General features: G+C 62.1%; 15 protein-coding genes, 1 tRNA gene and 2 pseudogenes. 5 read left to right on the forward strand and 13 right to left on the reverse strand.

Going from position 1 to position 13,660, the window contains the following annotated elements:
• Positions 1-227: 227 nt before the first annotated feature.
• The 6 genes from grxD to CO664_RS07455 all read right to left on the reverse strand — a co-directional run bounded on the left by grxD (position 228) and on the right by CO664_RS07455 (position 5,824).
• The gene (gene grxD, locus CO664_RS07430; RefSeq protein WP_037385944.1) at positions 228-563 is read right to left on the reverse strand and encodes a Grx4 family monothiol glutaredoxin; all 336 of its coding nucleotides are present in this window, start codon (positions 561-563) and stop codon (positions 228-230) included.
• A gap of 133 nt (positions 564-696) precedes the next feature.
• Positions 697-942: a hypothetical protein gene (locus CO664_RS07435; RefSeq protein ID WP_097538293.1), complete on the reverse strand. Its 246-nt coding sequence runs from the start codon at positions 940-942 to the stop codon at positions 697-699.
• A gap of 6 nt (positions 943-948) precedes the next feature.
• Entirely contained in the window at positions 949-1,182 is a 234-nt protein-coding gene (locus CO664_RS07440) for a BolA family transcriptional regulator (RefSeq protein WP_014328481.1), read from the reverse strand.
• A 128-nt stretch (positions 1,183-1,310) separates the two neighbouring features.
• The gene (gene purL / locus CO664_RS07445) at positions 1,311-3,539 is read right to left on the reverse strand and encodes a phosphoribosylformylglycinamidine synthase subunit PurL (RefSeq protein ID WP_037424447.1); all 2,229 of its coding nucleotides are present in this window, start codon (positions 3,537-3,539) and stop codon (positions 1,311-1,313) included.
• Between the two features lie 191 nt (positions 3,540-3,730).
• Positions 3,731-4,282 (reverse strand): acyloxyacyl hydrolase, encoded by a 552-nt coding sequence (locus CO664_RS07450; RefSeq protein WP_104839278.1) that lies wholly within the window; start codon positions 4,280-4,282, stop codon positions 3,731-3,733.
• Between the two features lie 123 nt (positions 4,283-4,405).
• Complete coding sequence (locus CO664_RS07455; RefSeq protein WP_097524848.1) at positions 4,406-5,824, reverse strand: PLP-dependent aminotransferase family protein; 1,419 nt, start codon at positions 5,822-5,824, stop codon at positions 4,406-4,408.
• Positions 5,825-5,906: 82 nt separating this feature from the next.
• Here CO664_RS07455 and CO664_RS07460 point away from each other — a divergent pair, with 82 nt between their 5' ends.
• Positions 5,907-6,140 (forward strand): DUF1127 domain-containing protein, encoded by a 234-nt coding sequence (locus CO664_RS07460; RefSeq protein ID WP_083854262.1) that lies wholly within the window; start codon positions 5,907-5,909, stop codon positions 6,138-6,140.
• A gap of 135 nt (positions 6,141-6,275) precedes the next feature.
• Here the strand turns inward: CO664_RS07460 and CO664_RS07465 are convergent, their stop codons facing one another.
• The 4 genes from CO664_RS07465 to purC all read right to left on the reverse strand — a co-directional run bounded on the left by CO664_RS07465 (position 6,276) and on the right by purC (position 8,578).
• On the reverse strand, positions 6,276-6,683 hold the full coding sequence (locus CO664_RS07465; protein WP_037424451.1) for a hypothetical protein: 408 nt from the start codon (positions 6,681-6,683) through the stop codon (positions 6,276-6,278).
• A 51-nt stretch (positions 6,684-6,734) separates the two neighbouring features.
• Positions 6,735-7,406 carry a phosphoribosylformylglycinamidine synthase subunit PurQ gene (gene purQ / locus CO664_RS07470; RefSeq protein ID WP_037424453.1) on the reverse strand — a complete coding sequence of 224 codons (672 nt, stop codon included), beginning with the start codon at positions 7,404-7,406 and terminating at the stop codon, positions 6,735-6,737.
• 130 nt (positions 7,407-7,536) lie between these two features.
• Complete coding sequence (gene purS / locus CO664_RS07475) at positions 7,537-7,779, reverse strand: phosphoribosylformylglycinamidine synthase subunit PurS (protein WP_012708154.1); 243 nt, start codon at positions 7,777-7,779, stop codon at positions 7,537-7,539.
• A 34-nt stretch (positions 7,780-7,813) separates the two neighbouring features.
• Complete coding sequence (gene purC / locus CO664_RS07480; protein ID WP_018239850.1) at positions 7,814-8,578, reverse strand: phosphoribosylaminoimidazolesuccinocarboxamide synthase; 765 nt, start codon at positions 8,576-8,578, stop codon at positions 7,814-7,816.
• 224 nt (positions 8,579-8,802) lie between these two features.
• Between purC and CO664_RS07485 the strand changes: the two genes are divergently transcribed.
• On the forward strand, positions 8,803-9,117 hold the full coding sequence (locus CO664_RS07485) for a DUF1476 domain-containing protein (protein WP_037424455.1): 315 nt from the start codon (positions 8,803-8,805) through the stop codon (positions 9,115-9,117).
• A gap of 116 nt (positions 9,118-9,233) precedes the next feature.
• Here CO664_RS07485 and CO664_RS07490 read toward each other — a convergent pair.
• Positions 9,234-9,902 (reverse strand): annotated as a pseudogene (locus tag CO664_RS07490) (DUF3604 domain-containing protein); the annotation flags it as partial.
• Here CO664_RS07490 and CO664_RS07495 point away from each other — a divergent pair.
• A pseudogene (locus CO664_RS07495) lies at positions 9,892-10,107 on the forward strand (hypothetical protein); the annotation flags it as partial. The pseudogenes CO664_RS07490 and CO664_RS07495 sit on opposite strands and share 11 nt — an antisense overlap.
• Positions 10,108-10,288: 181 nt before the next feature.
• On the opposite strand, the gene CO664_RS07500 reads toward CO664_RS07495, so the two are convergent.
• Both CO664_RS07500 and CO664_RS07505 read right to left on the reverse strand, forming a co-directional pair.
• Positions 10,289-10,846, reverse strand: coding sequence for a DUF1003 domain-containing protein (locus CO664_RS07500; RefSeq protein WP_050988348.1), 558 nt, complete (start codon positions 10,844-10,846; stop codon positions 10,289-10,291).
• Positions 10,847-11,010: 164 nt separating this feature from the next.
• Positions 11,011-11,100, reverse strand: a tRNA-Ser gene (locus tag CO664_RS07505).
• A gap of 299 nt (positions 11,101-11,399) precedes the next feature.
• On the opposite strand from CO664_RS07505, the gene CO664_RS07510 reads away from it, so the two are divergent.
• Positions 11,400-12,434, forward strand: a complete 1,035-nt coding sequence (locus tag CO664_RS07510; protein ID WP_097538294.1) for a septal ring lytic transglycosylase RlpA family protein — start codon at positions 11,400-11,402, stop codon at positions 12,432-12,434.
• A 67-nt stretch (positions 12,435-12,501) separates the two neighbouring features.
• Positions 12,502-13,656 (forward strand): D-alanyl-D-alanine carboxypeptidase family protein, encoded by a 1,155-nt coding sequence (locus CO664_RS07515; RefSeq protein ID WP_037424459.1) that lies wholly within the window; start codon positions 12,502-12,504, stop codon positions 13,654-13,656.
• Positions 13,657-13,660 lie beyond the last annotated feature (4 nt).

Raw genomic sequence — 13,660 nt, forward strand, 5'->3', positions numbered from 1 at the left:
TATACGGGTGCGAGAGAGTGCGCGCCCCAAGGCAATGTCTGCGTCGATCGCCCCCGTGGGGCAGTCGAAAATCTGCCGATGCGCGGTCGTGGAAGACCCCTCCGGAGCCGGTGAATTTCGTCGCCTGCTCAAGGAGTGCACCGAAATTTAGCCGAACGGCATATAGTTCCGGAATCAAAAAAGGCGGTCAGGCCGCCTTCTCCGTGCGCTGTTCCCTATTGCGGATGCTACGCAGCGCCCTTTACGGAAATGCCCTGTCCCTGAAGATGCTCCTGCAACTCGCCTGCCTGGAACATCTCGCGCACGATGTCGCAACCGCCGACGAATTCGCCCTTCACATAGAGCTGCGGAATGGTCGGCCAGTTGGAGTAATCCTTGATGCCTTGGCGCAGATCCGCATCGGCGAGCACGTTGATGCCCTTGTAGTCGACGCCGATGTAATCGAGGATTTGCACCACCTGTCCGGAGAAACCACACTGCGGAAACTGCGGCGTGCCCTTCATGAAGAGAACGACGTCGTTGGTCTTGATCTCGTTGTCGATGAAATCGTGAATTCCGCTCATGTTGTCTTCCTTCCTGGCCGGCTTCAAGGACCGGATGTCGCTTTGCTGCTTAAATAGCATGCATGGGCGCGGTTTTCACCCACCCAATTCGCAAAAATGTTGATGGTCCTCAAAATGTGGCTTTCAAACCACCTCAGGCGGAGCGGCGGCGCAGCTTGCTGCGGGATGCAGCGGTGCGGCGACGGCTCACCTGCTTCTTTGCCGGCTTGCGGATCGCGGCCTGGATGATCTCGGCAAGGATGCCGCCGGCGCCTGAGGCTTGCCTGGTACGGCGCTTCGTCCGCCGCGTCGCGGTTTTCCTGGCGCCGGTCTTCTTTAGGATCTCCTTCAGCGCACTGTCGACGACACCGCTGACGAGTTCCTTGATCAAGTCCGCCATAGGGACTCACTCCGGCGCGCTGGTCTGCAGGGCGAGCGCATGAAGTATGCCGCCCATATTTCCCTTCAAGGCGTTGTAGACCATCTGGTGCTGCTGCACGCGGGTCTTGCCGCGAAACGCTTCGGCCACGACTTCGGCGGCATAGTGGTCGCCGTCACCGGCCAAATCGCGGATCGTGACCTTGGCGCCCGGGATTCCGGCCTTGATCATGTCTTCGATATCGCCTGGTGTCATGGGCATGATATGCCAACTCCTTTGTTATTTTTCTGCGGGCGCAGGGGACGCACCCCCACTCGTAGCCTCAAGGGAACCACGATTCAGGGGCGGAAAGCAAATGATGATTTGACGGTTTTCCGCCCCGTCTGCCGTCAATTGTCCGGAGCCAGATCGCTGCCCATGTAGGTGGGGAACCAGGCTTCGTGGGCGGAACGCAATTCGTCTACCGAGACCGCCTTTGCATCGCCGAGTTTAACGGCTTCGCCTTCGGTCTTGCCGATAACCGGCAGGTCAATGCCAGCGACTGCCGCCCGAGCGGCGACCGCATCGAGCTTGTCGGCAGTGACCGTCACGACATAGCGACCCTGATCCTCACCGTAGAAGGCCGCAATCGGATCGTTCTCCGGAGCAGCAATCGTCGCGCCGATGCCCGAGGCGATCGCCATTTCCGCAACGGCAAGCGCAAGGCCGCCCGAAGAGCAGTCGTGCACGGCGGTAACCAGTCCGTCCGCGATCAGGCCGCGAACGAAGTCGCCGACCTTGCGTTCATGCGCCAGATCCACGTGCGGTGCCGGACCGTCGGTGCGGCCGTGAATGTCGCGCATATAGATTGACTGAGCGATGTGGCTGCCCAAGTGTTCCGGCGCGCCGGCGAGCAGGATGGTCTCATCCGCCGCGGCAAAGCGGATGCGCGCCATCTTCGACCAGTCCTTGACCAGCCCTACACCGCCAATGGTCGGGGTGGGCAGGATCGCCTGGCCGTTCGTCTCGTTGTAGAGCGATACGTTGCCCGAAACGATCGGGAAATCGAGAGCGCGGCAGGCTTCGCCGATGCCTTTGATGGCGTGTACGAACTGGCTCATGATTTCGGGGCGTTCGGGGTTGCCGAAGTTCAGATTGTCGGTGGCAGCGAGCGGCAGCGCCCCGGTTGCCGTCAGGTTGCGCCAGCATTCGGCGACAGCCTGCTTGCCGCCCTCGAACGGATCTGCCTCGACATAACGGGGCGTCACATCCGAAGAGAAGGCGAGCGCCTTCGTCTCATGGCCTTCGACGCGCACCACGCCGGCGTCGCCGCCCGGCAGCTGCAGCGAATTGCCCTGGATCAGCGTGTCGTATTGCTCGTAAACCCAGCGGCGCGAGGAATTGTTGGCGGAGCCGACCAGCTTCAGAAGCGCCTCGGCGACATCGGCCTGGGGAATGTCGTTGGTCGCGAGCGGCGAGGGGGTCTTGGCCGGTGTCCAGGGGCGGTCATATTCCGGTGCCTCGTCGCCGAGTTCCTTGATCGGCAGGTTCGCCACTTCCTCGCCCTGGTGCAGGATGCGGAAGCGCAGGTCGTCGGTCGTCTTGCCGACGATTGCGAAGTCGAGGCCCCACTTGACGAAGATCGCCTTGGCTTCCTCCTCCTTTTCCGGGCGCAGCACCATCAGCATGCGCTCCTGGCTTTCGGAAAGCATCATCTCGTAGGCAGTCATGCGCTCCTCGCGCACCGGCACCTTGTCGAGATTGAGCTCGATGCCCAGATCGCCCTTGGCGCCCATCTCGACGGCGGAACAAGTGAGGCCGGCGGCGCCCATGTCCTGGATGGCGATCACGGCGCCCGTCTGCATCAGTTCGAGGCAGGCTTCAAGCAGGCATTTTTCCGTGAAGGGATCGCCGACCTGGACGGTCGGGCGCTTCTCCTCGATCGACTCGTCGAACTCGGCCGAAGCCATGGTGGCGCCGCCGACGCCATCGCGGCCGGTCTTGGCGCCGAGATAGACGACCGGGAGCCCGACGCCCTCCGCCTTCGAATAGAAGATCGCATCGCTCTTCGCGAGGCCTGCCGCGAAGGCGTTGACGAGGATGTTGCCGTTATAGCGCGAGTCGAACTCGACCTCGCCGCCGACCGTGGGCACGCCGAAGGAGTTGCCGTAGCCACCGACGCCGGCAACGACGCCGGACACGAGGTGGCGGGTCTTCGGATGATCGGGCGAGCCGAAGCGGAGCGCGTTCATCGCGGCGATCGGGCGCGCACCCATGGTGAAGACGTCACGCAGGATGCCGCCGACGCCGGTGGCCGCGCCTTGATAGGGCTCGATATAGGAAGGATGGTTGTGGCTCTCCATCTTGAAGACGACGCAATCGCCGTCATCGATGTCGACGACGCCGGCATTCTCGCCCGGCCCCTGGATGACGCGCGGTCCCTTGGTCGGGAGCGTGCGAAGCCATTTCTTTGAGGATTTGTAGGAGCAGTGCTCGTTCCACATAGCCGAGAAGATACCGAGTTCGGTGAAGGTCGGCTCGCGCCCGATCAAGTTCAGGATGCGCTCATATTCGTCGGGCTTCAGCCCGTGCGAGGCGATGAGGTCCGGGGTGATGGGGCGGGTGTTGGAAATCGTCATCGTCGACCGTCAATCCTTCGGGCGGCGCGCACCCCTTCCGACAGGGACACGGCGCGTGCGAACCGCAACACAAACAGGGGGCGCTTTGCGGCTTCTTTAGCCTATGACGCGCCGCGGCGCGACAGAAAAATACCGCAGATCAACAGGAGCCAGCCGACGTGCTCCCGACCGGAAATTCCGTTTTTCAGCCGCTAGAATTTGTAGCCGAGCATCAGTCCCGCACGCGTCAAACCGTCGTTGGGTCCATTGCAAAGATTGGCATTGGAGGAGTGTTCCACCGTTGCCGACAGGTTCCAGTGATCGTCGAAGCGAAACCCGGCGGCGGCATATTCGCGGAACATCAGCCGACAGCCAAGCTTCGGCCCGCTCGTTCCGTCATCGTTCAGGTCGCCGTCGTGAACCGTGCCGCCGGCACCGAGCTCGACAAAGAAACGCTCGGTGATGTCGACGTCCCAACTGAACCCGCCATACACCTGATTGACGCCGTTCGACGCGGTTGCGATCGAGGCTCCGGCATGCACCCGTGGCCGCAGGACCTTTTCAATAAAGCCGGTAGCACTGTCTGCACCGAACGGGTCGAAAAAGACGGTCACGGATGGGAAGACGCCGTCCTCCTGATTGTCGCCGTCGCCGATGGAGGTCGTCGCACCGAAACGGAGTTCGTCGAAGATCGGCTCTGCCGCGTGAACGGGTGTGGCCCCAAGAGATGCCAGGAACGCGAAGGCTCCGACGGAACCGAGCATCAGGCTCCGGGCACCGAGCCAAGTTGAAGAAAGCATGCCAGATCCTTTGGAAAGGCGAATCGACTCAGGCGTTACGCGAACTATAAATCGTCGTCGCTTGTGCGAAAGTCGTCTGGCAGGGAATTAGTCGAAGCTGTCGTAGCCGGTACGGCCGCTATCGAGCAGGCGTCGCAAGATCTGGAACCCGGCCTCCACGTCGCTCCGCTTGGCCGGCGAGGAGAATCCGACGCGGATGCGGTGGAAGACGCGGTCGGACCGGGCCGCCTTGAATTCGTCCTCGTCGTCGATCAGCACGCCTTCCTGGAGGGCTGCCTGCTTGAAGGTTCCCGACAGCCAGGGCTCCGGGAGCTTCAGCCAGAGGAAGGGTACCTTCGGGTGGTCGTTGAACTCGAAGCCGGAGAAGATTTCGCGCGCCATGGCGACGCGCTTGCCGATTTCCTCGACGCCGCGGCCGCGCAGGGAGGAGGCGGCCCCTGAAAGAACAAGGCGGGCGCAAAGTTCGGCAAGGAGGAACGGAAGGCCGCCGCTGATCATCTTGTGAGCGATGCGGATGCGCTGGCTGAAATGTGGCGGGCAGGCGACCCAGCCGCCGCGCACGCCGGCGGCAACGGACTTCGACAGGCCGCCGACGAGGAAAGTCCGCTCCGGCGCTAGTTCGGCGAGAAGCGGAATGGGATCACCGGTCATCGAGCCATAGAGATTGTCCTCGACCAGCCATACACCGTATTTGCGGGCGATTTCGGCGACCGCCTGGCGCCGCTCGAGCGGCATGATCGCCACCGTAGGGTTCTGCGCGCTTGGCATCAGGAAGGCGAGCTTCGGATGCTGCTGGGCGCAAACGCGCTCGAAATCCTCCGGGATCAGGCCGAACTCATCGCTTGCGAGCAGCGCGATCCGCCGCCCGATCAGCCCGGCGCTGCGGCTTACCTGCGAATAGGTCAGGGTTTCGAAGGCGATCCGGTCGCCCGGCGAGGTGACCGCCGAAATCACGGCAATGACGGCGGCGTGCGCACCGAGCGTCGGCACGATGCATTCCGGTGTCGGTCGAAAGCTGCCGCTCGCCAGCCACTGCGCACCCGCTTCGAACCAATGATCAGGAAAATTGCGGGCATAGCTCGCAATGTCCGCATGATGCTCCCGGCTGATGTCACCGAGCAATCTTGCCAGAATGTCGCCCTGGCCGATGTCCGGCGCCGCCGTGCTGTCGAAGCGCAGCTTGCCGGGCGGCGCGACGATCGGACGGGTACCGGCTAGCGACGTGGTGAGTGGATCGGCCTGTTCGGGCGGTCTGCTCTCCGGATGGTCCAGCACATAGGTGCCGCGGCCGACCTCGCCGCTCACAAGTCCGCGCTCCCGCACGATGTTGTAGGCCCGGCCGATCGTTCCGATCGTCACCCCGATGTCGAAGGCCAGATTGCGTTGCGGCGGCAGCTTGGTGCCGACGGGCAGGGCGCCGCTGCCGATCGCCTGTTCAATCTGGTCGGCGATCCGCGCGTAAAGCGGCCCGTGCCCCTGCTGTATATCCGGTAGCCAAGTTGTCATAGTGACAATTGTCTATATTGCCTCAATTGCAGAGTCAATTATCACAGGATGGTGCGACAGTACGGCGTTGAGGTTCGGAGCAATGAATACAATTAATACAATTCAGTTGTCGCCGCGGCACACCGAGAGGCCCAGCCATCGCGGGCAAAGCGCCAACTTGAGTATTCCAGCTAGGCTGTGGCGCTTCTACTGTGCATTGGCCGCGAAGAGGCGCAGCCGTCTGGTGCTGGGCGACTTGAGCGACCACCAGTTGAAGGACATCGGCGTCAGCGAGGCTGAAGCACGGCGAGAGGCTGCCGTTCCGTTCTGGCGTTAGAGCGGGATGCGTTCAAAGATGTGGCGCCGCCGCCCGTCTGTTTGCTTGCCGCCACGACGCAGAGGCTAGGCGCGGACGATTTATCCGCGGCGCGCGAGACCGCCGAGCTCGGATCGGGAACTCGGTTGTTTGAGCTCAACTGCAGCCCTGGCCGCCGGCGGCCCAGCGCCGCACGTCCGACGCGATCCGCGTGCCCACCGGCTCGCTGAGAAGCGGACCGAAGGCCTGCAGCCGGGCAGGGTGCCCTTCGGCTTGGATGACCGCGAGGGGGCGTGACTCGGGCGATTTGCGCGGCACGAGCAAAATGCGCGGGCGCCCGGAGAAGGAATTGAGTTCCGGTGCGAGCCGATAGGCCTTGAAGGCCGGGTCGCCCGACTTGAACCAGCAGCCATTGGCGCCAAGCGCAACGCGCTCCATCGTCGGGAGCGCGGCGGAGCTCGCAGGCGCGGAGGTTGGGCGGTTGGATTGGCACCCGCCAACGAGCACAAGGCTTGCGGCGACGCAGCCGAGCGCTGCGAATTGTCTGCATTTCATGGATGGCATAGGCGGCCTCGCGCGCGTGACGATGGATACCGCCTTCTAGCAGCGATACGGTTAAGCGGCGATTACGTCGAGCGCCGAGGCGAAGATGCCGCGGCCATCCGAGCCGCCATGGGCCGCTTCGATCAGGTTTTCCGGGTGCGGCATCATGCCAAGAACATTGCCGCGGTCATTCACCACGCCGGCAATATCGTTGAGAGAGCCGTTCGGGTTGGTGCCTTCGGCATAGCGGAAGACGACCTGACCATTGCTTTCCACCGCCTTCAAGGTTTCGGCGTCGGCGAAATAGTTTCCGTCATGGTGGGCGACGGGGCTGCGGATCACCTGGCCCTTGGCGTAGGCACGGGTGAAGTCCGTCTCCGCATTGACGACTTCGAGCTTCACTTCGCGGCAGACGAATTTCAGCGAGGCATTGCGCATCAGCGCGCCCGGCAGCAGGCCCGCTTCGACGAGGATCTGGAAGCCGTTGCACACGCCAAGGACGCGCACGCCTTGCTCGGCCTTGGCCTTGATCGCCTGCATCACCGGCATGCGCGCGGCGATCGCGCCGCAGCGCAGGTAGTCGCCATAGGAAAAGCCGCCGGGAATGACAATCAGGTCGACATCCGGGATCTCCGTCTCGGTCTGCCAGACGGTCACCGGCGTCTTGCCGGAGATCTTCGTAAGTGCCGCGATCATGTCGCGATCGCGGTTAAGGCCTGGAAGCTGAACGACGGCTGACTTCATGGGCGTAGATACCTTGCCTTGGCCCCGCGGCCCTGAAGCGCGCGAGGTGAACATCAATGCTGGAAACGCCGGTGAACCGATCCGAGGGTCGCGTCCGATCGTGACGGCCGGCGCAGAAATTCCCCCGCCGTCAGGCGAGGGAAATACTGTAATTTTCGATCACCGTGTTGGCGAGCAGCTTCTCGCACATAGCCTTGAGCTCGGCTTCGGCCTTGGCCTTGTCTGCGGTCTCGAGCTGCAGGTCGAAGACCTTGCCCTGGCGGACCTGGCCGATGCCGTCGAAGCCAAGCGCCCCGAGCGCGCCTTCGATTGCCTTGCCTTGAGGGTCCAGAACGCCATTCTTCAACGTCACGGTTACGCGTGCCTTGATCACTTGCTTATCCCCGAAATTCACTTGGCCAGCATCGTTACTTGACGAGCACGGGTCCGGAACCGCGCGGCGGCTCGTTCTCGTTGATGATGCCGAGACGGCGGGCCACTTCCTGATAGGCCTCGACCAGGCCGCCCATGTCGCGGCGGAACCGATCCTTGTCCATCTTTTCCTTGGTCTCGACGTCCCACAGCCGGCAGCTGTCCGGCGAAATCTCGTCGGCCAGAACGATGCGCATCATGTCGCCTTCGTAGAGGCGGCCGCATTCGATCTTGAAGTCGACGAGTTGGATGCCGACGCCAAGGAAGAGGCCCGACAGGAAGTCGTTGATGCGGATGGCAAGCGCCATGATATCGTCGAGTTCCTGCGGGCTCGCCCAGCCGAACGCGGTGATGTGCTCTTCCGAGACCATCGGGTCGTCGAGCGCATCGGCCTTGTAGTAGAACTCGATGATCGAGCGCGGCAGCACGGTGCCTTCCTCGATGCCGAGGCGCTTTGCGAGCGAACCGGCGGCGACATTGCGCACGACGATCTCGAGCGGAATGATCTCCACTTCCTTGATCAGTTGCTCGCGCATGTTGAGGCGGCGAATGAAGTGCGTCGGAATGCCGATCTTGTTGAGATGAGTGAAGATGTACTCGGAAATGCGGTTGTTGAGTACGCCCTTGCCGTCGATGACGTCATGCTTCTTCTTGTTGAACGCGGTCGCATCATCCTTGAAGAACTGGATGAGCGTGCCCGGTTCCGGACCCTCGTAAAGGATCTTTGCCTTGCCCTCGTAGATACGGCGGCGACGATTCATGGACTTGTCTCTGTGGTTGTTGGCGCTCTTGGGTCGCGCATTTGGAATTTTCTCAGCGGGTCCATATCTGAAAAGAACGCATTTCACAATCGGCGTATCTTTCCTTCCCCCGATTTAGATCAGGGTATCATGAAAGGCGCCAAAGACGAAAACGCAGGTTGCTCTTCCGCCGGCACACTGCATTATGCGAGAATGCTGGCCGGCAACTTGAGGGAGGTCGATTGATGACGACGATGCAGGATCGCGAGAAGGCTTTCGAGGCAAAGTTCGCGATGGACGAAGAGTTGAGGTTCAAGGCCTTGGCGCGGCGCAACAGGATGCTCGGCCTCTGGGCCGCCGGCCTCCTCAACAAGGCGGACCCCGAAGCCTACGCGCGTGACGTCATCACCGCAGATATCGAGGAAGCCGGCCACGAGGACGTCGTGCGCAAGATCAAGGCCGACTTCGACGCGGCCGGGGTGGCGCAGTCGGAAGCCGACATCCGCGTGCGCATGCTGGAGTTCCTGGCACAAGCGGTCGAGCAGGTCCAGAACAGCTAGTCCCAGGAATTGAATTCGTCGATTTTGCGTGGCGGCTTCGATGCCTGGCCACGCGAAAAGATCTGCGGCACTGCCGAACGTTCTCAAATCTTTCCGACGCGGTCAGCGGCATGCCGTCAGGACTTCGGCGTGTACCAGATCGGCGACGTGTAGGCGCGCTCCGTGATGGTCGTCGCGGTGCCCGGCAAAGGCTTCACGCCAAATCGCTTGCCGTCATAGGCGGTCCAGCGCGGTGTCGGAATTTCGATCACCCGGCCGTAATAGAAGGCGGGCTGGTTGGAGTCGAATTCCGGATCCTTCCACACGGCGATGAGTTCAGGTGCGCCGACCGTGTTGGTCCAGGTGGCGTTCGCCTCGTCTACGGTATTGCCGACCGGTGGAAGCTTGCCGTCGCCCGACCAGGCGACGTCATAGACCTTCTCGTGCGGGTTTCCGTCCTTGTCCAACCAGCCCTTGACGATCTGGTAGCGGTCGAGATTGGCGCCGATCGGGTCCTTCAACGCCGCGACAAGGAAGGTCGGCGCTTTGCCGCCGGGTGCCGCGCTGAGGTCGCCACCCATCGGCACGCCCTTGCTGTAGCCGATCCGCGCCGGCAGGCGATCCTCGGCATCACGGGCCTCGAAGTCCCATCCGCCGAAGAAGCGCACGATCATGCGCGGCCCGGTCGTGGCATAGGTTTCCTTGCGTTCCATCGCGTCCCACAGGGATTCGCGCCTGTTTTCCCTGGCCCAGACCGCCGCATAGCCGGAGGCCGAGACCTCCCTGTCCATGATCTTCACGCCGGAGATCTTTCTGACCGGATGGGGCCTCGTGGGCGCCGGCCAGGCCGACCTCGACTGGGACGTCGCCGCCGCCATCGGCTATCGCTTCAGCGACACGGTGTCGGCTGTCGCCGGCTACCGCGCCCTGGGCGTCGACTACAGCAACGACGGTTTTCTGTTCGACGTCGTGCAGCAGGGTCCGATTCTCGGGCTCGTGGTGAAGTTCTAGCCTGGTGGCCGAAAGATCAAGGCTGATCCCTGGAGCAAGCGACTGATCCCGTCGCAAACCCAACGAAATGCAAAGAATGCATCTAACGAGAAAGCGGCTTCGGAGCGGAGCAATGCCGACCGCGGTTTCGAGCTCCGGAAGGTAGGAGGTTTTGCCTCGAGTAGATTCGCAAGAGCGGTATCTAATCGTCGCTGCCGGCTTGCCGTTTTTCCAGTCGGTCGAGCACGTCTTCGGGGGTCACTTCGGTCGCGAGTTCGCCGACCTCGGCGTCTACCGCTGTCCTCACGTCAAGCCGAGCGGCAATTGCCGAGACCAAGGTCAGCAGTTGGGTCGCCTCCTGTTCGGCCAGCAGTGATATTTGCAGGTTGAGATCTGCCCGCTTGTCGTCGTCCGCCGCCATTCGGTTCTGACTGATGAGAACGAAAGTGGAGATGAAGATCGCCTCCACGGAGGCGACCATGGCGAGGATTACAAAGCTCGGGTCGAAGACGGGCACACCAGGCAACCATCTCATGTTCGCCGCGATCCAGAAGACGCATGCCGCGAGATGAAGATAGATGAAGGTCATCGAGCCGGCAAAGCGCGTAATTGTATCTGCAATCTTGTCTTGAAGCGTCTTTCCAAGTTCCGCCTCCCGGCGCCGTTTCAGAATCGCATTGATGTTACGATCCAGCCTGCGCGAGCCTGCAAGCGGCCGATCCGTCGCTTCTTCATCGGGTGGCTTTCTCGAAATGGGCATGCGCTCGGCAACGTCACTGATTGATCTTGCTCGCACATCGCCTGCAACCCCGCTGCAGATACAAAGTTCCGGTCAGGAGATAATGATATGCGGCCAAGCGGGCGCGGACCCTGGACGGTCCCGGTTGTCAACTCGGTGCTGATAGGAAGATTTGGGAAGCTCAGTGGCGGAGGAGGTGGGATTCGAACCCACGGTACGCTTTCACGCACGCCGGTTTTCAAGACCGGTGCCTTAAACCGCTCGGCCACTCCTCCGGGCAGCCGCGTTATTGCCCGAAGCAAACGGGCTTTGCAAGATTTGCTGTGCTCAGCACCATGATTTTGTTGCTCCGCGTAGGGACTGGCACTGTCCATCTGGCGGCTTTCGGCCCTTCGATCTTTACGTTCTGTAAACCATAAGACGAGATTTCAATGGCGCTTTCGCCATCCAGTTCGCAATTCCGCCTTGTTGTTGTCATGATTACTTTGATTGTTCCGTTTCGGAACGCCGAATTCTGCGCGGGGGCTAGTGCGGATCATTTCGGTGCGGCATTGCGAATGATCTTGTGGGACAGATGACATCCGATAGAAAAGCGGCATACCTTGTGAGGGGAATTCGGCTCGCTGCAGTTCCGTTGCTGTGCGCAATGCTTACCGCCTGCGGATCGACGACATCCAGTGTCAAGAAGAGCAAGTCGCGAAGCAAGGAATACTTCGCCGAATCCGTCTATGGCGTCAAAGCCAGCCCGCGGGTCGCCACCGGACGCAATATTCCGAAGGGCGGCGGCCGCTATCAGGTGGGCAAGGCCTATCAGGTCAAGGGCAGGTGGTATCAGCCGAAAGAGGATTTCGGCTACAACAAGACCGGCATGGCCTCGTGGTACGGATCGGCCTTTCACGGTCGCCTGACGGCAAACGGCGAAGTCTACGACAAGTATCACCTGTCGGCGGCGCACCCGACCTTTCCTCTGCCGAGCTATGCCCGGGTCACGAACCTCGAGAACGGCACGTCGGTGATCGTCCGCGTCAACGACCGCGGTCCTTATGAATACGGCCGGCTCATCGACGTCTCCTCAAAGACGGCTGACATGCTGGACATCAAGCGCAAGGGGAGCGCCAAGGTTCGCGTTCAATATGTCGGCCGGGCTCCGCTCGAGGGCAACGACATGCCCTATCTCATGGCGTCCTACGTCAGGAAAGGCGATCGTTCTCCGGGTGTGATGCCCGAACGCCAGATCGCGACGGGGGTCATGGTCGCCTCGAACGAACCGCTGCGCAACCAGGTGCAGGATCTCGGCACCGTCACGGTCCCGGCCAAGTCGATGCTCGGCTCAGGCGCCCCGGTGAACGCACTCGCCGCGCCCGCGCAAGCCTTCCCGACGCCGCCGGCTATGACCGAATTCGTGCTGCTGCCGGACATCGGCCCGATCCCGACCGAGCGGCCCGAATTGATCCCGCTGCCGGACGGCACCATGGCCTATGCGGCTGCCTATGTGGAAGTGCGCGTCAGCGACAAGGCCTCTCCCTTCGAAGCGATCATGGTCGATTCCAATCCGCTCACTCCCGAGTCGATCCTTGCCTATGCGAAGCGGCATCAAGGCGCCATCTGATCCGATCGATGCCGATTGAACGGGGGGCTCTGCACTGCTATGCCCGCATGAGAAACCGGAGTTTCTCATGCGCATGAAGTGGTTCGCGATCGTGGGCATCCTGGCGGCGATCGCTCAGGGGGAGGCGACAGCGCAAACGCCGGCCTTCGATACGAAGGCGAAGCAAATCTACCTCGTCGATGCGGAAACAGGCACCGTGCTCTTCGCGCGCGGCGAAGACGATCCTGTACCGCCCGCCTCGCTTGCCAAGCTGATGGCAATGGACGTGGTCTTCGAGGCGCTGGAGAAGGGCGAACTGACGCCGGAGACGACCTTTCCGGTTTCCGAACATGCTTGGCGAACAGGCGGTGCACCGTCCGGCACGGCCACGATGTTCGCCGCGATCAAATCCCAGATCCGCGTTGCAGACCTCATTCAAGGCGCGACTGTGCAACTGGCGAATGACGCCTGCATCATCCTGGCCGAGGGCATGGCCGGCAGTGAGGCGGCCTTCGCCGAACGGATGAACAAACGCGCCCGCGCGCTTGGCATGCCGGTTGCGACCTTCAAGAATGCGACGGGCCTGCCGGATCCGGGAAACAGGATCACGATGCGTGAACTCGTCACCCTGTCACGCCATCTGCGCGACGCGCATCCGGAATTCTACCGCCTCTATGCTCAGCCTGAATTCGAGTGGAACAAGATCCTTCAGCGCAACAAGAACCCGCTGATTGCCGCCAATGTCGGAGTCGACGGGCTGGCGACCGGTTTTGCGGAAGGGTCCGGCTTCTCGCTTGCCGCCTCCATGCAGCGCGGCGACCGCCGGGTCTATCTGGCGATGGCCGGCCTTGAAACCGACAAGGAGAGGATCGAGGAAAGCCGCCGCGTGCTCGACTGGGCAATGACGAATTTCGAGAAGCGGCGCATCTTCGCTGAAGGCGAGACGATCGGCGAGGCGAGCGTTTACGGCGGGGCGGCGTCTCGCGTCTCGCTGGTCGCGGGTGACCCGGTCGACCTGCTGCTTCCGGTCAACAATCCGGAACGGTTGACGGCGAGGATCGTCTACAAATGGCCGCTGACGGCGCCGGTGGCAGCCGGCCAGCAGGTAGGCGTCGTCAAGCTCTGGAACGGCGAGAAGCTGCTGAGGGAAGTGCCGGTCAGAACGGCCGAGGCGGTTGGGCCCGGCACGCTCAGCAGCCGGGCGCTCGACGCCCTGCAGGAACTTCTGTTCTTCTGGCTGTGACAAA

Origin of the sequence: Sinorhizobium sp. NG07B, assembly GCF_002532005.1 — a bacterium.
Lineage (GTDB): Bacteria > Pseudomonadota > Alphaproteobacteria > Rhizobiales > Rhizobiaceae > Sinorhizobium > Sinorhizobium fredii_C.